Origin of the sequence: Pseudomonas sp. NPDC090755 (assembly GCF_044769005.1) — a bacterium.
Classification (GTDB): Bacteria; Pseudomonadota; Gammaproteobacteria; order Pseudomonadales; family Pseudomonadaceae; genus Aquipseudomonas.
Window position 1 is genome coordinate 67902 of sequence record NZ_JBIVXC010000006.1, and the last position, 20679, is coordinate 88580.

19 protein-coding genes are annotated in these 20679 nt (G+C 65.3%); 14 read left to right on the forward strand and 5 right to left on the reverse strand.

Annotated features, from left to right (window positions below; all coding sequences use genetic code 11):
• Positions 1–88: 88 nt before the first annotated feature.
• Positions 89–1534, reverse strand: coding sequence for a dihydropyrimidinase (hydA, locus tag ACIQUS_RS11630; RefSeq protein ID WP_403046994.1), 1446 nt, complete (start codon positions 1532–1534; stop codon positions 89–91).
• Positions 1535–1882: 348 nt separating this feature from the next.
• On the opposite strand from hydA, the gene ACIQUS_RS11635 reads away from it, so the two are divergent.
• Positions 1883–3370 (forward strand): NCS1 family nucleobase:cation symporter-1, encoded by a 1488-nt coding sequence (locus ACIQUS_RS11635; RefSeq protein ID WP_403046997.1) that lies wholly within the window; start codon positions 1883–1885, stop codon positions 3368–3370.
• Positions 3371–3413: 43 nt separating this feature from the next.
• Positions 3414–4697, forward strand: a complete 1284-nt coding sequence (locus ACIQUS_RS11640) for a Zn-dependent hydrolase (protein WP_403047000.1) — start codon at positions 3414–3416, stop codon at positions 4695–4697.
• 99 nt (positions 4698–4796) lie between these two features.
• Here ACIQUS_RS11640 and ACIQUS_RS11645 read toward each other — a convergent pair whose 3' ends face one another.
• Positions 4797–5666, reverse strand: a complete 870-nt coding sequence (locus tag ACIQUS_RS11645; RefSeq protein WP_403047003.1) for a LysR family transcriptional regulator — start codon at positions 5664–5666, stop codon at positions 4797–4799.
• Positions 5667–5946: 280 nt separating this feature from the next.
• Between ACIQUS_RS11645 and ACIQUS_RS11650 the strand changes: the two genes are divergently transcribed.
• The 4 genes from ACIQUS_RS11650 (at position 5947) to ACIQUS_RS11665 (ending at position 11567) form a co-directional block, all read left to right on the forward strand.
• Positions 5947–7263 (forward strand): MFS transporter, encoded by a 1317-nt coding sequence (locus tag ACIQUS_RS11650; protein WP_403047006.1) that lies wholly within the window; start codon positions 5947–5949, stop codon positions 7261–7263.
• Positions 7264–7284: 21 nt separating this feature from the next.
• Positions 7285–8676, forward strand: coding sequence for an FAD-dependent oxidoreductase (locus ACIQUS_RS11655; protein WP_403047009.1), 1392 nt, complete (start codon positions 7285–7287; stop codon positions 8674–8676).
• Between the two features lie 95 nt (positions 8677–8771).
• A complete protein-coding gene (locus tag ACIQUS_RS11660) occupies positions 8772–9485 on the forward strand; it encodes a YebC/PmpR family DNA-binding transcriptional regulator (protein WP_403047012.1) in 714 nt (237 codons plus the stop codon).
• Positions 9486–9677: 192 nt separating this feature from the next.
• Entirely contained in the window at positions 9678–11567 is a 1890-nt protein-coding gene (locus ACIQUS_RS11665; protein ID WP_403047015.1) for a propionyl-CoA synthetase, read from the forward strand.
• A 21-nt stretch (positions 11568–11588) separates the two neighbouring features.
• On the opposite strand, the gene zapE is transcribed toward ACIQUS_RS11665, so the two are convergent.
• On the reverse strand, positions 11589–12692 hold the full coding sequence (gene zapE / locus ACIQUS_RS11670; RefSeq protein ID WP_403047412.1) for a cell division protein ZapE: 1104 nt from the start codon (positions 12690–12692) through the stop codon (positions 11589–11591).
• Positions 12693–12932: 240 nt separating this feature from the next.
• Between zapE and ACIQUS_RS11675 the strand changes: the two genes are divergently transcribed.
• From ACIQUS_RS11675 to ACIQUS_RS11705, 7 genes are all read left to right on the forward strand, one after another.
• Positions 12933–13418: a spore coat U domain-containing protein gene (locus ACIQUS_RS11675; protein WP_403047413.1), complete on the forward strand. Its 486-nt coding sequence runs from the start codon at positions 12933–12935 to the stop codon at positions 13416–13418.
• Between the two features lie 36 nt (positions 13419–13454).
• The gene (locus tag ACIQUS_RS11680) at positions 13455–13985 is read left to right on the forward strand and encodes a spore coat U domain-containing protein (protein WP_403047018.1); all 531 of its coding nucleotides are present in this window, start codon (positions 13455–13457) and stop codon (positions 13983–13985) included.
• 15 nt (positions 13986–14000) lie between these two features.
• On the forward strand, positions 14001–14534 hold the full coding sequence (locus ACIQUS_RS11685; RefSeq protein ID WP_403047021.1) for a spore coat U domain-containing protein: 534 nt from the start codon (positions 14001–14003) through the stop codon (positions 14532–14534).
• Positions 14535–14555: 21 nt separating this feature from the next.
• Positions 14556–15041 carry a spore coat U domain-containing protein gene (locus tag ACIQUS_RS11690; RefSeq protein WP_403047415.1) on the forward strand — a complete coding sequence of 162 codons (486 nt, stop codon included), beginning with the start codon at positions 14556–14558 and terminating at the stop codon, positions 15039–15041.
• A gap of 40 nt (positions 15042–15081) precedes the next feature.
• Positions 15082–15873, forward strand: coding sequence for a molecular chaperone (locus ACIQUS_RS11695; protein WP_403047023.1), 792 nt, complete (start codon positions 15082–15084; stop codon positions 15871–15873).
• 92 nt (positions 15874–15965) lie between these two features.
• On the forward strand, positions 15966–18287 hold the full coding sequence (locus ACIQUS_RS11700) for a fimbria/pilus outer membrane usher protein (protein WP_403047417.1): 2322 nt from the start codon (positions 15966–15968) through the stop codon (positions 18285–18287).
• The gene (locus ACIQUS_RS11705; protein ID WP_403047026.1) at positions 18284–19249 is read left to right on the forward strand and encodes a spore coat protein U domain-containing protein; all 966 of its coding nucleotides are present in this window, start codon (positions 18284–18286) and stop codon (positions 19247–19249) included. Before ACIQUS_RS11700 ends, ACIQUS_RS11705 begins: the two co-directional genes overlap by 4 nt.
• Before the next feature lie 85 nt (positions 19250–19334).
• Here ACIQUS_RS11705 and ACIQUS_RS11710 read toward each other — a convergent pair whose 3' ends face one another.
• Positions 19335–19787, reverse strand: a complete 453-nt coding sequence (locus ACIQUS_RS11710) for a hypothetical protein (RefSeq protein ID WP_403047029.1) — start codon at positions 19785–19787, stop codon at positions 19335–19337.
• 74 nt (positions 19788–19861) lie between these two features.
• On the opposite strand from ACIQUS_RS11710, the gene ACIQUS_RS11715 reads away from it, so the two are divergent.
• Positions 19862–20149, forward strand: a complete 288-nt coding sequence (locus ACIQUS_RS11715) for a hypothetical protein (protein WP_403047032.1) — start codon at positions 19862–19864, stop codon at positions 20147–20149.
• 15 nt (positions 20150–20164) lie between these two features.
• On the opposite strand, the gene ACIQUS_RS11720 is transcribed toward ACIQUS_RS11715, so the two are convergent.
• Entirely contained in the window at positions 20165–20656 is a 492-nt protein-coding gene (locus ACIQUS_RS11720; protein ID WP_403047036.1) for a DUF2938 domain-containing protein, read from the reverse strand.
• Between the last annotated feature and the right edge of the window lie 23 nt (positions 20657–20679).

Consider the following 20679-nt stretch of genomic DNA (forward strand, 5'->3'; position numbering starts at 1 on the left):
GGGGAACGCGTTGCCTTCCATCGCCGGCTTTGCCGGCTCCCACAGAAGAAGTGACATCTGTGGGAGCCGGCAAAGCCGGCGATGCGCTTCAGCGCTTGACCGCAGTCGGCCGCTGATACTCGGCCCGCTTGCTCAGCAGATCGAACACCGCCGGGTACGCCGGCCGCTCGATATAGCGCCCGGCCCCACGCTCGGCGCGCAGGTCGCCATTGGCCCAGACCAGCTTGCCCTGGCTGATGGTATGGCTGGGAATGCCGCGCACGGTCTTGCCTTCGAAGATGTTGAAGTCCACCTGCTGATGGTGGGTGGCGGCGGAAATGGTGCGGGTGCCGTGCGCGTCCCAGAGCACCAGGTCGGCATCGGCGCCCACACGCAGGGCGCCTTTGCGCGGGAACAGGTTGAAGATCTTGGCGGTGTTGGTCGAGGTCAGGGCGACGAAGTCCTGCATCGACAACTTGCCGGTATTGACGCCTTCGTCCCACAGCACCGCCATGCGGTCCTCGATCCCGGCGGTGCCGTTGGGGATGCGGCTGAAGTCGTCACGCCCGGCGGCCTTCTGTTCGGCGCAGAAGCAGCAGTGGTCGGTGGCGGTGGTGTGCAGGTTGCCCGATTGCAGGCCACCCCACAGCGCTTCCTGGTGGCCTTCCTTGCGCGGGCGGAAGGGCGGGCTCATGACATAACCTGCGGCGGTCTGCCAGTCTGGATGGCGATAGACGTCCTCGTCCAGCAGCAGGTGCCCGGCCAGGACCTCGCCATAGACTTTTTGCCCTTTCTGCCGGGCATAGGTGATCTCGTCCAGCGCCTGTTTGGTCGATACATGCACCAGGTACACCGGGGTACCTAGGGTCTCGGCAATCCGGATCGCCCGGCTGGCTGCTTCACCCTCCACCTGCGAGGGACGCGATAACGGATGCGCCTCGGGGCCGGTGATGCCCTGGGCCAGCAGCTTGTGTTGCAGGTGGTAGACCAGCTCGCCGTTCTCGGCATGCACGGTGGGCACCGCGCCCAGTTCCAGGCAGCGCTCGAAGCTGGCGACCAGAGTGTCGTCGGCGGCCATGATCGCGTTCTTGTAGGCCATGAAGTGCTTGAAGCTATTGACGCCGTGCTGGCTGACCAGCTCGCCCATCTCGGCGCGCACCTGCTCGCTCCACCAGGTGATCGCCACATGGAAGCCGTAGTCTGCGGCGGATTTCTCGGCCCAGCCGCGCCACTGGTGGAAGGCTTCGAGCAAGGATTGCTGCGGATTGGGAATGACGAAGTCGATGATCGAGGTGGTGCCACCAGCCAGGCCTGCGGCGGTGCCGCTGTAGAAGTCCTCGCTGGCCACGGTGCCCATGAAGGGCAATTGCATATGGGTGTGTGGATCGATGCCGCCGGGCATCAGGTACTGGCCGCTGCCGTCGAGCACTTCGCAGCCGGAGGGAACGTCGAGGTCGGTGCCGATGGCCTTGATCACACCGTCGGCGCAGAGCACGTCGGCACGATAACTTTCCTCATGGGTAATCAGGGTGGCACCACGAATCAAAAGCGTCATCAGAGGCTCCTCGCAGGCTTGACCGGCTGGTGCCGGTTCTAGGTTTTGTACTTAAGCTGCAGCGTAGATCAGAAACCTGTCATCGCTGACAGGATTTGAATCTAGTAGGGGATCCTGGGGAGGGCAAATAAATTGTTTATAAGCTTATGCATGTGTTAAGTATTTGAAATAAAACAACTATTTGTATTGTGCGCCGACCAGGGAAAACGACCGGCGGTCCTGTCGTTCTTGACAGGTTGTGGAAATGGTCAAGATTTCACATGGGCACCCGTGATTGCCCGCAATGCCTGTGCAAGAACGCCAGCCATCGACCCGATGAGCCAAAAACACAACAACAGCGGAGCGGCCATGCAGCAGACCAGATCGCAGGTGAGCGAACGCGACGGCTTGTACGAACTCGACGCCGGCAGCGACGTCCTCGACAGCCCCCGGTACAACCACGACATCGCTCCCACCAAGGTGAAGGAGCGAACCTGGAACAAATGGCACATCACCGCGCTCTGGGTCGGCATGTCGATCTGCGTGCCGACCTACACCCTGGGCGGGGTACTGACCGCCTACTTCGGCCTGACGGTGGGCGAGGCGCTGCTGGCGATCCTGCTGGCCAACACCGTGGTGCTGATCCCCCTGACCCTCAACGCCTTTCCCGGCACCAAGTACGGCATTCCCTTTCCGGTATTGCTGCGATCGTCGTTCGGCATTATCGGCTCCAACGTGCCGTGCCTGATCCGCGCCCTGGTGGCCTGCGGCTGGTTCGGCATCCAGACGATGTTCGGCGGCCTTGCCATCCACCTGTTCCTCGGTTCGCTGTCGGCGGACTGGAAGGCCCTGGGCGGCACCGGCGAGGTGATCGGCTTCATGCTGTTCTGGTGCCTGAACCTGTGGGTGGTGCTGCGCGGCGCCGAGTCGATCAAGTGGCTGGAAACCCTGTCGGCGCCCTTGCTGGTGCTGGTCGGTGCCGGGCTGCTGGTCTGGGCCTTGCCCAACGTGTCGATCAGCGAGCTGATGGCCCAGCCACCCAAGCGCCCTGAAGGGGCCAGCGTCTATGGCTACTTCTTTGCAGGGCTGACGGCCATGGTCGGCTTCTGGGCCACGTTGTCGCTGAACATCCCCGACTTCAGCCGCTATGCCAAGAGCCAGAAGGACCAGATCCTCGGGCAGATCTTCGGCCTGCCACTGACCATGTTCCTGTTCGCCGCCCTGGGCGTGGTGCTCACTGCCGCCTCGGCCTCGCTGGTGGGTGAGACCGTGTCCGACCCGGTGACCCTGATTGGGCATATCCAGAGCCCGGTGTGGGTGGCCCTGGCCATGGCCCTGATCATCATCGCCACGCTGTCGACCAACACCGCGGCGAACATCGTCTCGCCCACCAACGACTTCCAGAACCTGGCGCCCAAATGGATCGGGCGGACCACGGCGGTGCTGCTCACCGGCCTGGTCGGCCTGCTGCTCATGGGCCATGAGCTGCTGAAGAAACTCGGCCTGATCGTCAGCGACGTCAGCCTGGAAAGCGTCTACTCCAACTGGCTGCTGGGCTATTCGAGCCTGCTGGGGCCGATCGCCGGGATCATGGTGGTGGACTACTTCCTGATCCGCAAACAGACCCTGGACCTGGCCGGCCTGTACCGCGACGACGTGTACCCGGCGTGGAACGCTGCAGGCTTCATCGCCTTCGGCGTGCCGGTGGTGCTGACCCTGCTGTCGCTGCAAAGCCCGGCGTTCAGCTGGTTCTACGACTTTGGCTGGTTCACCGGCTCCGCCCTGGGCGGGCTGATCTACTACGCCCTGGGCAGCCTCAAGGCCGCCCGCACGGCGAGCCTCAAACCTACCGTGTAACGCCAGGGCCCCCAGAGGCCCGGCACCTGATGAGGAGATGCGCATGCAAAGTACACAGGACGTTCTGCAATCGAGCTTGCGGCATATCAACGGCGAACGGCTCTGGCAGTCACTGATGGAGTTGGCCCGGCTGGGCGCCACGGCCAAGGGTGGGGTGTGCCGCCTGGCCCTGACCGACCTCGATCGCCAGGCTCGCGACCTGTTCGTGAAATGGACCCGGGAGGCGGGCTGCACCGTGACCGTCGATGGCGTCGGCAACATCTTCGCCCGGCGCCCGGGCCGCAACCCGCAACTGCCGCCGGTGATGACCGGCAGCCATATCGACACCCAGCCGACCGGGGGCAAGTTCGACGGCTGCTTCGGGGTGCTGGCCGGGTTGGAGGTCATGCGTACCCTCAACGACCTGAAGATCGAGACCGAGGCGCCGCTTGAGGTGGTGGTCTGGACCAACGAAGAAGGTTCGCGCTTTGCCCCGTGCATGATGGGGTCGGGGGTGTTCGCCGAGAAGTTCACGCTGGAGCAAACCCTGGCCAAGACCGACGCCGAAGGCATCACCGTAGGAGAGGCGCTCAACGCCATCGGCTATGCCGGGCCGCGCGCGGTCAGCGGCCATGCGGTGGGTGCTTATTTCGAGGCGCACATCGAGCAGGGCCCGATCCTTGAAGACCAGCGCAAGACCATCGGGGTGGTGCTGGGCGCTTTGGGGCAGAAGTGGTTCGACCTGACCTTGCGTGGTGTCGAGGCCCATGCCGGACCGACGCCAATGCACCTGCGCAAGGACGCCCTGGTTGGCGCCAGCGCGGTGGTGGCCGCGGTCAACCGCGTGGCGCTGGAGCACCAGCCTCATGCTTGCGGCACCGTGGGTTGCCTGCAGGCCTACCCGGGCTCGCGCAACGTGATTCCCGGCGAGGTGCGCATGACCCTGGACTTCCGTCACCTGGAACCGGCGCGGCTGGAGTCGATGATCGCCCAGGTGCGCGATGTGATCAGCGACACCTGCCAGAAGCACGGCTTGAGCCATACTCTGACGCCCACGGCGGATTTCCCGCCGCTGTATTTCAACCCAGGCTGTGTCGAGGCGGTGCGGGGGGCGGCCCAGGGCTTGGGGCTGTCGCACATGGACATTGTCAGTGGTGCGGGGCATGACGCGATTTTCCTGGCCGAGCTGGGACCGGCGGGGATGATCTTCGTACCGTGCGAAGGGGGGATCAGCCACAACGAAATCGAAAACGCCGCCCCCGAAGACCTGGCCGATGGCTGCGCGGTGCTGTTGCGCGCAATGCTGGCGGCGGCGCAGGCGGTGGCGCAGGGCAGGGAAGCGGCATAGGCCCTGATCGCCGGCTACGCCGGCTCCCACAATGGGGCCACAGGGTTTGCCATTATCCTTGTGGGAGCTGGCATCGCCAGCGATGGCCACGCCGGGGTGTCAAAGACTGTCCTGCACCATCTGCAAGAAGGTCGCCACCAGGCGCCGTGAGCTCTGCTCACGCAGACACACCAGGGTCTCGGTCAGGCGCCGCTGGCAATCGACGATCGGCAGCGCGCAAACCCGCGCATCGGCGCCAAACTCGGCCGCCGACACCACCCCTACGCCAATCCCCACCACCACCGCCTCCCGCGCCGCTTCCCGGCCTTCGACCTGGATCGCCGGGCGAATACGCAGGCCCGCCCGCTGCATTTCTTCTTCCAGGGTCTGGCGGGTCACCGACCCCGGCTCACGCAGGACGATCGGTGTGTCATCCAGGTCGGCCAGGCTGATCGAACCACGGCTTGCCCAGGGGTGGTGGTGGGAAACGAAGGCCACCATCGGGTCGCTGCGCATCGGCACGCAAAGCAGGCGCTCGTCATCCACGTCGCGGCCGAGCAGGGCGAGGTCGGCCTGGTAGTTGAACAGGCGCAGCAGCGATTCGTCGGTGTTGCCGGTCTCGATCTTGACGCTGATGCCCGGGTACTGCTCGCAGAACCTGGCGATCTGCGGCAACACGTGCACCGGCGCATCCACCGCCAGCACCAGGGTGCCGGTCTGCAGGGCGCGCGAATCCTGCAGCAGCTCATGGGCCTCGGCTTCGCAGGCGAACAGGCGCTGGGTGATGCCCAGCAGGCGTTCGCCAAGGTCGGTCAGTTGCACCGAACGCTTGTTGCGGTGGAACAGCAAGACACCGAAACGCTCCTCCAGCTTGCGCACCTGGTCGGAGATTGCCGGCTGGGTCAGGAACAGCCGTTCGGCGGCGCGGGTGAAGCTGCCGTGCAGGGCAACGGCATGAAAAGCTTTCAACTGGGCATGGGAAACCGACATCGCAGTACCTGCTACAAGCTGGGCTTATTTTTGAAATACGATAAATCGATTTTATTTATCAGTCAGTAATTGTTTCTATCTCTTTCAGCCCGTCACGTCACCTGCAGTGACCGACGGGTCATGGACCTGGCTGACACGGCATAACAACATCCCATGCTCCCGGTTCCATCTGACCAGGTGACGGCCCCGACCGGCTGTCACGCAGTGCGCAACACAAGAACAAAACAGGCGTTTTTTCGAAATTCTGCCGGCACACTCAAGCTCCGAGGTCAGATCCACCATGAATAAATACAGTGCAGATATAAAGCGTTGGCGCGTGCAGATCTTTGCCATCACCTGGATCGCCTACGCCGCGTTCTACTTCACCCGCAAAGCCTTTTCCGTGGCCAAACTGGGCATCGGCGAAGACCCAGGTTTTACCCTCGATAAAATGGCCATGGCCAACCTCGATGCCATCTACCTGGCGGCCTATGCGGTAGGGCAGTTCACCTGGGGCATGCTGGCCGACCGCTTCGGCCCACGGGTGGTGGTGCTGGGCGGCCTGGTGATTTCCGCTGCCGCCGCCCTGGTGATGGGCAGCTATGCGACCTTCCCGATCTTCGCCACCTGCATGCTGGTCCAGGGCCTGGCCCAGTCCACCGGCTGGGCGGGGCTGTGCAAGAACATCGGCAGCTTCTTTCCCTCGTCCCAGCGTGGGCGGGTGCTGGGGCTGTGGAGTTCCTGCTATGCCTTCGGCGGCCTGGTGGCCTCGCCGTTCGCCGGCTGGTGGGCCTACACCCTGATCGGCACCTGGCATGCCGCGTTCTTCTCCAGCGCCGCCGTGGTGGCGGTCGTGGCGGTGCTGTTCTTCCTGTTCCAGCGCAACAAGCCCGAAGACGTCGGCCTGCCCGCGGTGGAGCCGGAGCCGGAAAGCATGGTGCCGGGCTCGAACCTGTGCAGCATCTGGGCGCCGCTGCGCGAGATCCTGCGCAACCGCACGGTGCTGACCCTGGGCCTGGCCTACTTCCTGTTGAAACCGGCGCGCTACGCCATCCTGCTTTGGGGGCCGGTGATCGTCTTCGAACAGATGCCGTCGGTGGGCAAGGTTGGTGCGGCGATCATTCCCACGGCCTTTGAACTGGCCGGGCTGCTCGGCCCGATCATGATTGGCCTTGCATCCGACAAGCTGTTCGGTGCCCGGCGCATGCCGGCCTGCGTGATCAGCCTGGTGGTGCTGACCGTCGTGCTGGCCTTGTTCATGGGGGCGATGCAAAGCGGCAGCGTGGTGCTGGTGGTGGCTTTGTTGTTCGTCATGGGCCTGACCTTGTACGGGCCAGACTCGATGATCAGCGGCGCGGCCGCTATCGACTTCGGCACCGCCAAGGCCGGTGCCACGGCGGCCGGCTTCGTCAACGGCTGCGGGTCGGTGGGCGCGATCCTGGGCGGGCTGCTGCCGGGGTATTTCGACGGTGTCACCGTGTTCATCGTCTTTGCCGGCTGCGCCCTGTTCTCGGCGCTGGTGCTGGTGCCGCACTGGAACAGCCGGCCGGCCACGGCTGAGCATACCCCGGCCGTTGCACCGAATACCGCCATGGCGATCAAACCACTGCGTACTTGAATCAAGCGAAGGAAACCGACCATGAGACCCTTCTGGCTGCAACAGGTGCTGGACCAGGAAGTCGCGCACCCATGCCCACCTTTGGCCGCAGACAGCCGCTGTGACGTGTGCATCGTCGGCGGTGGCTACACCGGTCTTTGGACCGCGCTGATGCTCAAGGCGCAGAACCCCGGGCTGGATGTGCTGCTGATCGAGGCCGACATCTGTGGTGCCGGCGCCAGTGGCCGCAATGGCGGTTGTGCGTTGTCGTGGTCGGCCAAGTACTTCACCCTCGAGCGGCTGTTCGGCCTGCAGGAGGCGGTGCGCCTGGTCAAGGCGTCGGAGCAGAGCATTCATGCCATCGGTGATTTTTGTCGCGCCCATGGCATCGACGCCGACTACCGCCTGGACGGCACCCTCTACACGGCCACCAACCGTGCCCAGATGGGCGCCACCGACGGTGTGATCGCGGCCCTGGAGCGCCAGCGCATCAACTCCTTCCGGCGCTTGCCGGTGGAGCAGGTGCAGCGCCTGGCGGGTTCGAGCAAGCACCTGGAGGGCTGGTTCTCGCCGGCAGCGGCCACGGTGCAGCCCGGCAAGCTGGTGCGCGGCCTGCGCCGGGTCGCCCTGGAAAAAGGTGTGAGAATCCATGAAGGCACAGCCATGACCGGCCTGCAGCACGGGCCGCAAGCGGTGGTGCAAACCCCTGGCGGCAACATTCGCGCCGATCGCGTGGTGCTGGGCCTCAATGCCTGGATGGCCCGGGCCTTCCCGCAGTTCGAACGTAGTGTGGCGATCGTCTCCAGCGACATGATCATCACCGAGCCGAGGCCGGAACTGATGCGCCAGATCGGCCTGACCAACGGCATCAGCGTGCTGGACTCGCGGATCTTCGTGCATTACTACCACAACACCAGCGATGGCCGGCTGATGCTTGGCAAGGGGGGCAACACCTTTGCCTATGGCGGCCGGATGCTGCCGGTGTTCGACCAGCCGTCGCCCTACGCGGCGCTGTTGCGGCGCAGCCTGGGCGAGTTCTTCCCGGCCTTTGCCCAGGTGCCGGTGGCGGCTACCTGGAACGGCCCGTCGGACCGCTCGGTGACCGGCTTGCCGTTCTTCGGTCGCCTGGGCGAGCAGGGCAATGTGTTCTATGGCTTGGGCTACTCGGGCAGCGGCGTCGGGCCTTGCCATATGGGCGGGCAGATCCTCTCGTCGCTGGCCCTGGGGCTGGATAACGAATGGACCCGTTCGCCGCTGGTCAATGGCCCGCTGGGTTATTTTCCGCCCGAACCGATCCGCTACCTGGGCTCGTTGATGGTGCGCAACGCCATCCGTCGCAAGGAGAAGGCCGAAGACCATGGCCACCGGCCACGCCGCCTGGATGTGCGGTTGGCCCGCTTCGCTGCGGCGGCAGGCAAGGCCGACAAGGCCTGAGCAGTTTTTTTGTCGATTGCCGGAACGAGGATGTATAAAATGCTCCCACTTTGCCGGTCGCTACCTGAACCGGCGCTTGAAACAAGAGAGTCGAGATGGGCGCACAGTGGAAAGCCAAGCATAGAGAAGCAGCAGCCAACGCCAAGGGCAAGATCATGGGCAAGTTGGCCAAGGAGATCCAGATCGCCGCGAAATCCGGCGCCGACCCGGACATGAACCCACGCCTGCGCCTGGCGATCGAGCAGGCCAAGAAGGCCTCGATGACCCGCGAGACGCTGGAGCGCGCCATTCGCAAGGGCGCAGGTCTGGACGGCGATGCCGTGCAGTACCACGCCGTGGCCTACGAAGGCTTCGCCCCGCACCAGGTGCCGCTGATCGTCGAGTGCCTGACCGACAACGTCAACCGCACGGTGGCGGCCATTCGCGTCCTGTTCCGCAAGGGCCAACTGGGCGCTTCGGGCTCGGTGGCCTGGGACTTCAACCACGTCGGCCTGATCGAAGCCAGCCCGGCCAGCGCGGATGCCGACCCGGAAATGGCCGCGATCGAAGCCGGTGCCCAGGACTTCGAAGAAGGTGAAGAAGAGGGCGCGACCCTGTTCATCACCGACACCACCGACCTGGACACCGTGCAGAAAGCCCTGCCGGAACAGGGGTTCAACGTCATTTCGGCGAAAATCGGCTACACTCCGAAAAACCCGGTGAGCGCGGCGAGCCTGAGCGCCGAGGCACTGGCTGAAGTCGAGGCCTTCCTCGAGGCGATCGATGACAACGATGACGTGCAGAACGTCTACGTTGGCCTGACTGCCTGATTACAGCTTCAAGCTCCAGTCGCGGGGCAAGCCCGCTCCTACCTCGGTGTAGGAGCGGGCTTGCCCCGCGATGCTTTTAACCCTGCATTTCTGCACATCTGATAAGACTTAAGTCAAATGGCAGCCCGGCCCCACGGGTCCATACTCGATATTCGCCCTTTTTAAAAACAACAAACCCAGGGTTCAGTATCGATGACTTACCAGCACAGCTACGCCCGCTCCATTGCCGATCCCGCTGCTTTCTGGGCCGAACAGGCCAATGACCTCGCCTGGTATCGAAAGCCCCTGCAGACCCTCACCGAAAACCCTGACGGCACCCACCAGTGGTTTGCCGACGGCCGCCTGAACAGTTGCTACCTGGCCCTGGATTATCAGATCGAGCAGGGCCGTGGCGAGCAGACGGCGCTGATCTACGACTCACCGGTCACCGGTAGCCAGCAGCGTTTCACCTACGCGCAATTGCGCGATGAAGTCGCGCGCCTGGCCGGGCTGCTGCGCTCGCTGGGCGTCGGCAAGGGCGACGGCGTGATCATCTACATGCCCATGATGCCCCAGGCGGCCATGGCCATGCTGGCTTGTGCGCGTATCGGCGCTGTGCATTCGGTGGTGTTCGGTGGCTTTGCCGCCAACGAGTTGGCGCTGCGTATCGACGATGCCAGGCCGTCGGTGTTGCTGACCGCGTCCTGTGGCCTGGAGTTCGACCGGGTCATCGAGTACAAGCCGCTGGTCGACCGCGCCCTGGACCTGGCCCGTCATCAGCCGCGCAATGTCCTGGTGCTGCAACGTCCGCAAGTGCGGGCGAGCATGGTCGAAGGCCGCGACCTGGACTGGCATGCCGCCGTGGCCGGGGCAGCTCCGGTGGCGCCGGTTGAACTGGATGCCGCCGACCCGCTGTACATCATGTACACCTCCGGTACCACCGGCAAACCCAAGGGGATCGTCCGCGAAAACGGCGGCAACGCCGTGGCCTTGCGCTTTGCCATGCGCCATATCTATGGCATGCAGGCCGGTGATACCTGGTGGGGGATTTCCGATGTCGGCTGGGTGGTCGGTCATTCCCTGATCGTCTACGGGCCGTTGATGAACGGTTGCACCACGGTGTTCTACGAAGGCAAGCCGATCCGCACCCCGGATGCCGGCGCCTACTGGCGGGTGGTCGAGCAGTACCGGGTAAATGGCCTGTTCTGCGCACCAACCGCCATGCGCGCGATCCGCAAGGAAGACCCCGAGGGCGCCTTGATGCGCCGCTACGACCTGAGTTCCCTGCGCCAGCTGTTCCTGGCCGGCGAGAAGCTCGACTCCAGCACCCACCAGTGGCTGGAAGCGACCAGCGGCAAGCCGGTTCACGATCACTGGTGGCAAACCGAAACCGGCTGGCCGGTGACCGCACCCTGCGTAGGCCTGGACGGCAGCGCGGCGCGGCCGGGGTCGAGCAACCGGGCAGTGCCGGGTTATCACGTGCAGGTGCTGGATGATGACGGCCACCCGCTCGGCGCCAACCAGCAGGGGGCCATCGTCATTGCCCTGCCATTGCCGCCCGGCTGCAGCCAGACCCTCTGGGGCGATCACCAGCGCTACCTGGACGCTTACCTGACGACTTACCCGGGCTACTACCACACCGGTGACGGTGGCTACCTGGACGATGACGGTTTTGTCTACATCATGGGGCGCACCGATGATGTCATCAACGTCTCCGGTCATCGCCTGTCCACCGGCGAGATGGAAGACCTGGTCGCCCGTCACCCGGCCGTGGCTGAGTGTGCGGTGATCGGCGTGCATGACGATATCAAGGGCCAGGTGCCGCTTGCACTGGTGGTGCTCAAGGATGGCCAGGGGATCAGCCAGGCGGCCTTGCAGAGCGAGTTGGTGGCCAGCGTGCGTGAGCAGATCGGCGCCCTGGCGTGCTTCAACCAGGTGCGCCTGGTCAAGCGTCTGCCCAAGACCCGTTCGGGCAAGATCCTGCGAGCGGTGCTGCGCAAGATCGCCGACCAGCAGGCCTACACACCGCCTTCGACCCTGGACGATCCGGCGGTGCTGGGCGAAATCGAAGCGGTGCTGGCCAGCTTCGCCCGCGCCGGTTGAGCCACGCGGCCTGCCCGGCGCTCAGGCCGGGCAGGCCGCCGCGTGCGACTGCCTGAGCTGACCCAGGCGGCTGCGGGTGCGCGACAGGTCGGTGGCGCTGCCGGTGAGGCAGTCGTCGAGCGATGCGCTGCCAATCAGCACCAGGTGCTTGTCCTGGTCGTAGAGCACGTCGATCAGATTGATAAAGCGCTGCTGCGCGGCGATCGAGCACTCTTCCAGCCGGGGCAGGCGCTCGATGATCCAGTGATCGTAACGGCTGGCCAGTTCCAGGTAATCCATGACCGCCGTGGGTTGTTCGCAGATATCGGCAAAATCGAACCCGACCGTGCGCTGTTCGCTGAAGCGGGCCTGCAAAGGGTGCTTGCCCACGTGCAGGCTCAGGGTGCCGTTGCCGAACGCGGGCAGTTGCAAGTCGTGGCGCTGCTCGGGGCTGTCCGGCCAGAGGTAGTGCCCACGAGTGAAACGCTGCTGGCTCGTGGCCGTGGACAGGTGGCGATAGTCCTGGTCACCGCCGACTTCCAGCACCTGCATCTGTCGCTCGATCAGCTCGATCACCGGCTTGAAACGCTGGTGGTAGAGCGGATTGGGCAGCAGGCCCTCGGGGGCGTAGTTTGAGGTCACCAGCAGAAATACGCGCCGGGCGAACAAGGCCTGGAACAGGCGGGTGATCAACATCGCATCGCCGATGTCGTGCACATGGAATTCATCGAAACACAGCACCTGGCAGCCCTCGAGCAGTTCATCGAGGGTATGGGCCAGGGCATCGTCCTGATGACGATGATCGAACATGCCCCGGTGCAGGCGGGCGAAAAAGTCATGAAAGTGCACACGACGCTTGTGGGCCTGGGGCAGTGCCTGGAAAAAGCCGTCGAGCAACCAGCTCTTGCCGCGTCCGACCGCGCCATACAGGTACAGGCTGCGGGCCTGGCCGCTGTCGAGCCGGCCTGCCTGCGTGGCCAAGTGCTCGATCACCCGCAACTGGCCCTGGCTCAGGGTGTAGCCCTGGGCGGCGGCCTTGTGACGAAAATGCTGACGAACGGTAACGGCCAGGCCGCTGTGGTCTGGGCGCGCGCCGCCAAGACGGTGGCGCAAGGCATTCAGGGGGACGTGTATCCAGGCGGGCAGGGCAGGCAAACCGGGCTCCTCAAGGGCAACGGGACTCAAGGGCCAGCTTGAGCGAGCGCGGCTAATTTAACCAAAATGATCCCGTGCCGCCAGCGACGGGAACCTGTACCAGAGCTGTACATTCCCCACAGGCTGGCAGGTTTTATCGGCACTGCTACCCTCAAGCGCAGATCAATCCTCCATCGTAAGGAAGCGAAGGTGAAAGGATGCGCTCTGGCCGCACTGCTGGGCCCGGTCTTGATGACCCCGGCAATGGCCACCGATTTCATGGTTGAAGTCAAAGTGGAAGTCCAGCGCGGCTGTGTGCTGATCCACCCACCCCGTGACGCTGGTGCCCAGGCCCTGGGCGTGCTGGACTTCGGCGTCACCGCGCGCCTGGACGATCCCGCCGGGCCGCGCACCAGCGCGCTGCTTAGCCAGCGACCGCCACGCCTTGAATGCAACCCCGACACCAGCTACCGGGTGCAGGTCGATGGCGGCCAGCACGGTGGGGTGGGAGAGGTGCGCTACCTGACCAGCGCTCAGCCGTCGGCGCGGCCGATTCCCTATCGCCTGTACCAGGACCCGGCCTGGCGCCGGCCGTTGCCGGTCGATGTCGCCCAGTCGGCCCGGGTACCTTCCAGTGGCTCGGTGGAGCTACCGCTCTACGCCCGTATCGACCGGCTGGCCCAGGTGCCGGCGGTCGGCCGTTATTCGGACCTGCTCAAGGTCACCGTCATCTGGTGATGGCATCGCCTTGAGCCTGCTAAAGGAACTGGCAGCATGAAAAGCGTCCTGCTGTTGGGTATCGGCCCGTTGTTGCTGGTCAGCCCCGATGCCTTTGCCGCCATGAGCGGGCATATCCAGGCCCGCCTGGTGATCAGCGCGGCCTGCCAGATCAGTGGTGATCCGGGCTCGGCCATCGACAGCCCGGGAGCGGGGGTGCTGGACTTCGGCAGCCGCGGCCCGAGCTGGACCGACGCGCTGCACGCGCGTCTGGATGAAAGCACCGGTGACGGCACGCTGCAGGTGCGTTGCAACCCTTCGGTCCGCGCCTTCACCGTGAGCATCAATGGCGGCGCCAACGGCGACGGTGCCACGCGCCGGCTGAGCAATGGCCGCGAGTTGATCCCCTATCAATTGTCGGCCGATCCCTCGGGCAGTGCCCGCTATGGCATCGGCCAGCAACGCAACTTCTCCGTCAGTAGCGCAGCGCAGATTCCCATACCCATCTACGGGGCAGTGGTGGCCCACCCCAGGGCGCTGCCGGCCGGTATCTACCGCGACACCCTGATGGTGACCCTGGACTGGTAACACAAGGAGTGATTCATGCAGCCGTACATTTCCCGCTTCATCTACGCCGGCATCGGCCTGGCGCTGTGTGGCCAGGCCCAGGCCGCCACCGTGACCGGGCAGATCAATGCCAGCCTGACGCTGGTTGCCAGCTGCCAGGTCAATGGCGCGATCGGCAGCACCGGGGTGGATTTCGGTGCACTGGACTTTGGCAGCCAGGACGCGCTGTTCAGCCAGGCTGCGGGGCAGGTGCTCGGTGGCGGTGGCGGGGCCCTGAGTATCCTGTGCTCCAGCGGTACGGTGCCGGCCGTGAAGATCGGCGCCGGTACCCATGACAACCAGTCCGCCGGTGGTACTCGGGCGCTGGCCGACGGCTCCGGCAATTTCGTGCCGTATGACTTCTACACCGACGCCGGGCACACCCAGGTGCTGGCCATCAATGGCGTGATCACCCTGCCGACCAGCAGCGGGGTGGCACAGACCGTCAATCTCTACGGCCTGGCCAAGGGCAAGGTGGGGCTGCCGGCCGGGGTGTACAGCGATACGGTGGCGGTCGAGCTGAGTTTCTGACCCGTGCGAGCCGGGCTTTCGATGCTGCTGGCCGTGGTGGCCGGTGCTACGGCGCCGCCGCTGGATGCGGCCACCACCAGCACTTTCCAGGTCAGTGCCACGGTTGCGGCAGGCTGCCTGGTGGTGGGCGGGGTGAGCACCTACGGCAACCTGAATTTCGGCAGCCATTCGGCGCTGTTGACCGGCAACGTCAGCACCGCGCTGGGCGGCACCACCGTGACCTTGCAATGCACCCCGGGGGTGAGCCTGAACATGCGTCTGAATGGCGGCCAGAACAGTGCTGCCGGTATGCGCAACCTCAAGCGCAGCAGCGGCACCTCGCAGGTGGCCTATCAACTGTTTGGCGATGCCGGCCTGACCCAGGTGCTGGGCATCGACCAGAGCGTGGCGGTGACCTACAGCGATGCCACGGCCATCAAGCTGCCGGTCTACGCCCGTGCGCAATTGACCGGCAACCTGCCCGCCGGCAGCTACACCGACGTGGTGCAGGTGGTACTGAGTTTCTGAAGGGCAATCAATGGAATTTTCGACCATAAGGACATTCGTGATGGGCACAGGCGCTGGCCGTAAGGGCGCACGCTTCAACCTCCTGGCCTGTGTGCTTGCCCTGTTTGGCAGTGCAAGCACACAGGCCGCCACCTCGGTGCTGATCTGGCCGATCGACCCGGTGCTGGAGGCCGACCAGAAGGCAGGCGCCTTGTGGTTGGAAAACCGCGGCACGACGCCGGCCAACCTGCAGGTACGGGTGTTCGCCTGGCGCCAGGGCGACTTCGACGACCAGTACCAGGCCCAGCGCGAGATCGTCGGCAGCCCGCCGGTGGCCAACATCGCCCCGGGGCAGAAGCAACTGATCCGACTGACCCGCACTGGCGCTTCGCCGGTGGGCCAGGAGCAGGCCTACCGGATCATCATCGACGAGATTCCCCAGGCGCTGCCGCCCGCTGGCGACGCGGACACGCCACAAGCGGCGATCCGCTTCCAGATGCGTTACTCGGTGCCCTTGTTCGTCTATGGCCAGGGCCTGTGGGGCAAGCCGGATGCCAGTGGCCAGCGCGATCCGGGCGGGGTAGGCAAGCCCGCGCTGAGCTGGCGCCCGGTGTCGGTGCAGGGGCGCCCCTACGTCGAGATCCGCAACACGGGGCCGGTGCATGCGCGCCTGACCGATGTGGTGCTGCAACAGGGCGGGCAGCACAAGCCGCTGGTCGAAGGCCTGCTCGGCTACGTATTGCCGGGCGCCAGCATGCGCTGGCCAGTGCCGCAAGCGCTGACCGCCGCGACGGTGTTCAAGGGCCGGGTCAACGGCCAGGAGGCGGCACAGACCCTGAGCCAGGGGCAATGATGCGACGCTGAGGATGCAGCGACAGGGGCCAGGGAGGACCCGGTGATGGTGGGATACGGTGGGTGAACAAGGCTCGGGGCTACCCCGGCGCGCTGGCGCTGACGGCGTGTGCGCTGCTGGCGCTGGACGCAGGCCCGCTGCTTGCCGGGCAACTGCCGCCTGCGCCCACACGCCTGGAAGCGGTCGGCGACGCCCAGCTGTACCTGGAACTGGTGGTCAATCAGATGAGCAGCCCTGAGCCGGTGCCGGTGCAGCAACGGGCCGGGCGGCTGTTCATGGCCACCGCGGACCTGGTGGCGGCGGGCGTCCAGGTGCCGGGGCTGACGGCCGGCGAGGTGGCGCTGGACACGGTGCCCGGGCTGCACAGTGACTATGACAGCCAGGGCCAGCGCCTGCTGCTGCAGGTGCCCGCTGCCTGGCTGCCGAGCCAGCGCATCGGCGATGCCCGACTGTACCCGGCCAGCGACGCACGCAGCAGCTTCGGCGCGCTGCTGAACTACGACCTGTACCTGAACGACACCGACGATGGCGGCACTTACCTCGCCGCCTGGAACGAACTGCGCCTGTTCGACAGCTGGGGTACGCTGTCGACCACCGGGCAATGGCGCCAGGCCCTGGGCAGCAACGGGTTCGACGACAGCCAGGAGGGCTTTCGCCGCTACGACACCACCTGGCGCTACACCGACGAAACACGGCTGCTGACCCTGGAAGTCGGTGATGTACTCAGCGGCGCCTTGCCCTGGACCGGCTCGGTGCGCCTGGGCGGCGTGCAGCTGTCGCGGGATTTTGCCGTACGCCCTGACCTGGTCACTTACCCGCTGCCGGCCTTTGCCGGTGAAGCGGCGGTGCCGTCGTCGCTGGACCTGTTCATCAACGGCTACAAGAGCGCCAGTGCCGATCTGCAGCCTGGCCCCTACACCCTGACCAACATCCCGTTCATCAACGGTGCCGGTGAAGCGGTAGTGGTGACCACCGACGCCCTGGGCCGGCAGGTGTCCACCACCTTGCCGTTCTATGTGACCAGCAACCTGCTGCAAAAGGGCCTGAGCGACTTTTCCCTGGCCGCCGGCAGCCTGCGCCGCGACTATGCCTTGCGCGACTTCGCCTACGGGCCGGGGGTGGCCAGCGCCAGCCTGCGTCATGGCCTGAGCGACCGTTTCACCCTCGAAAGCCACGCCGAGGCCGCCGAGTCGCTGAGCCTGGGCGGCCTCGGCGGTAACCTGCAGGTGGGCAACTGGGGCGTGGTCAATGCCGCGGTCAGCCAGAGCCGTTTCGACAGCCGCAGCGGCCAGCAACTGAGCCTGGGCTACCAGTACAACAGCCCGCGCCTGGGCTTCAATTACCAGCGCCTGCAACGGCATGGCGATTACGCCGACCTGTCGCTGGTCGACAGCCCCTACACACGCCTGAGCCAGCGCAGCGAGCAGCTCACCCTGAGCCTGAACCTGGACCGCTACGGCAGCCTCGGCGCCGGTTATTTCGACGTACGTGCCGGCGACGACAGCCGCACCCGCCTGCTCAACCTGAGCTGGAGCAAGCCGTTGTGGGGAAACAGCAGCCTGTACCTGTCGGCCAACCGCGAGATTGGCGACCGCCAGTGGGCGCTGCAGGCGCAGCTGGTGATGCCGTTCGACCTGTACGGCACCTTGAGCCTGGGCCTGGAGCGCAACCCGCAGGGCGAGCACCTGCAGCGGGTCAATTACAGCCGCGCCGTGCCGGTGCAGGGGGGCGCGGGTTTCAATCTTGGCTATGCCGATGGCGACCGGGAGGCCTATCGCCAGGCCGACCTGACCTGGCGCCTGCAGGCCGTGCAATTGCAGGTCGGCGCCTATGGCAGCCGCGACGACACCACGCGCTGGGCCGATGCCAGCGGCTCGTTGGTGTGGATGGACGCCGGGGTGTTCGCCGCCAACCGTATCGATGATGCCTTCGTGGTGGTCAGCACCGACGGTTTTGCCGATGTACCGGTGCGCTACGAAAACCAGCTGGTCGGTCGCACCGACCGCAACGGCCACCTGTTGGTGCCCTGGAGCAGCGGCTACTACCGGGGCAAGTACGAGATCGACCCGATGGAGCTGCCCAGTACCGTACAGGTGCCTGAGGTCGAGCAGCGGGTGGCGGTGCGCCGTGGCACCGGTTATTTGCTGGAATTTCCACTGCGCACCGTGGTGGCGGCCAGCCTGCACCTGGTCGATAGCGCGCAGCGAGACCTGCCCCTGGGCAGCCAGGTGCTGCACGAGCAAAGCGGCAAGCGCACGGTGGTGGGCTGGGACGGGCTGGTGTACCTGGAGGGGCTGGCCGAGCACAACAGCCTGGTGGTGGAGCCGGTTGGCGGTGGTCGTTGCCGGGTGAGTTTCAGTGTCGAAGGCGATCAGGCCCAGGTGCCGCTGATCGGGCCGCTGGTGTGCCAATGAAGCGTGGGTGGGCAAGCCTGATGCTGCTGGCCTGTGCCCAGGCGCAGGCATTGTGTGACGTGGTGAGTACGACGCCTGCCAGCTTCGGCTCGGTCAGCTCGACCCTGGTCAATACCGTGGTGCAATCGGCTTCCACCGGCAATGCCGGGCTGCGTTGCACGGGGTCGCTGGTGAGCCTGCTGGCCGCCGATGACCACTTCTATGCGACTTTCACGCCCACCGGTGGCACCACCGGGCTGGTCGGGCCCACCGGCGATGTCATCAACTACACCTTGTATGCCAACAACACCAGCAACTTTGCCATCGCCCGCAGCACCCGCTACGACTTTGCCCGCAACGGCATCATCGACGCCCTGGGGCTGCTCAACGGCACGACGCCCAAGACCGTGCCGATCTACCTGAAGACCCAGATCGGCAGCACGGTCGCGGCCGGGCTCTACCAGGAAACCTTCAGTGTGGAATGGGACATCAACTACTGTTACGGCATTGGCGTGGGCAACCTCTGCCTGGGCCGCCAGGTGCTGAAGCAGAGCACCAGCCTGACCGTCAGCCTGACCGTCACCAACGACTGCCAGATCACCAGCCCCAACATCAGTTTCGGCAGCGCACCGGTGGTTGGCGGTTTCAGCACGGTCAACAGCAATGTCAACATCGCCTGCACCAAGGGCAGCAACTACACCGTGGGCCTGGACGACGGGCAGAATGGCGCGGGCGGGCGCCGGCGGATGAAGTCGGCGGCCAACAACTACCTTGCCTACGACATCTTCAAAAGTGCCGGCAACCTGCGCTGGGGCAAACTGAGCAGTGAGCGCCGGGCCAGCAGCGATGCCGACATCAACCCCGGCGCGGGGACCGGCAGCGGCAGCCAGGTGTTCAACTACAATGCCAGGGTCTACACCGACCAGGCCACGCCGCCGGCCGGTACCTACCTGGACAGCGTGATTCTCGACGTGCAGTTCTGAACCGGTGGGAGCGGGCTTGCCCCGCGATTGCGTGCTCCCTGTCACATCGCATCGCGGGGCAAGCCCGCTCCTACGGTCCCTCGTCTCAATCCCCGGCCTGGGCCTGCAGCACCAGTTGCCCCTCGACCTCCCTGGCCAGCCCGCTGGCCAGCAGCAGGGGCACCAGGCGCTTGTGCAACCCAGGCTCGACGAAGGCGCGCAGGGTGTCAAGGTCGAGCGCGCCCAGTGGCGGCAGTTCGGCCTTGGTGTACGACAGCCAGGCCTTCTTCAGGACCATCAGCACGTCACTGCCCGAGGTGGTGGCAAAGCGGCGATGCAATGGCTGACCATCCAGCACGAAGGTGTGGGCATGCTCATAGCCCGACTCATCGCCTGCACTGGCCAGGCAGCGGCTGCAACGGCAGGGGCCGTCGCCGAAGGCCTTGTCCAGGTAGGTGTTGAAATCCACCACGGGCTTGAGGCCCAGGCGCTTGTCGACTTCGAACAGGTCGGAGGTCAGGTGTTGTTCAGCGGTCAATGTCTTTTCCTGATTGATCATGGCGGTCGCGCACAATACCCTAGGCGCCCGCGCGCGTCAGCAGACGCCGATCTATCCGCCGTTGGAGTTCAAGCATGTACGACTACACAGCCACCGTCACCGTCAGCAACGAATCACGCAGTGATGTCGAGGCCGCTGAGAACGTTGGTATCCGCGTCGGTCTGGAGGCAGTCACCGAGACATTGAAGAAGGTCCACTTCGTCGGCACCCTGGCCGCGCCTGAGGGAGCCACGCATATCTGTGTGACCCTGGAGAATGGCCTGACTTACTACGGCCCGATCGTCAATGGCCACGCCGAACTCGAAGGCGGCTGGATTGCCTTCGAGAGTGACATGCTCACGCCCAAGGAACTGGGTCTGTAATAAGCGCCTGCCCCTTCAGGCCAGCACGGCGGACCACAGCAGCCCGGCCAGGTACAAGGCCACGCCGAACACGCTGTGGGCCAGCAGACTGCGGGCCCGGGCGGCCGCGGGGTTCGGCGTCTTCGAGGCGAAGAAGCCGGCGCCCATGCCCGGCTGCATGACCAGGAAGGGCGCCAGTACCGTGGCCACGCCCAGCGCCAGCGCCGGCAACAAGGTCGGCTGGTGCACCCATTGCACACCGTTCAACGCCAGCAGCAGCGCGGCGAAGCCGATGCCGATCAGGTAGTGGGTAGACCAGCCCAGGATCCGTTCTGCCGGCAGGGCCTGGGCCTTGGCGATGCTGGCGTGGAAGAACTGCCCCCGGGGCATGTACCCCACCCAGCGGCCGACCAGGGCCCAGTTCGGCCCGGGCATCCCCAGCACACGCTGCTGGAACAACGCCCACAGGTCAGCCAGGGCGGTGGCCGTAAGGCCGATCAATACGGCCAGGACGAGTCCTTCAAGCATGGGGCATCTCCTTGCATAACATT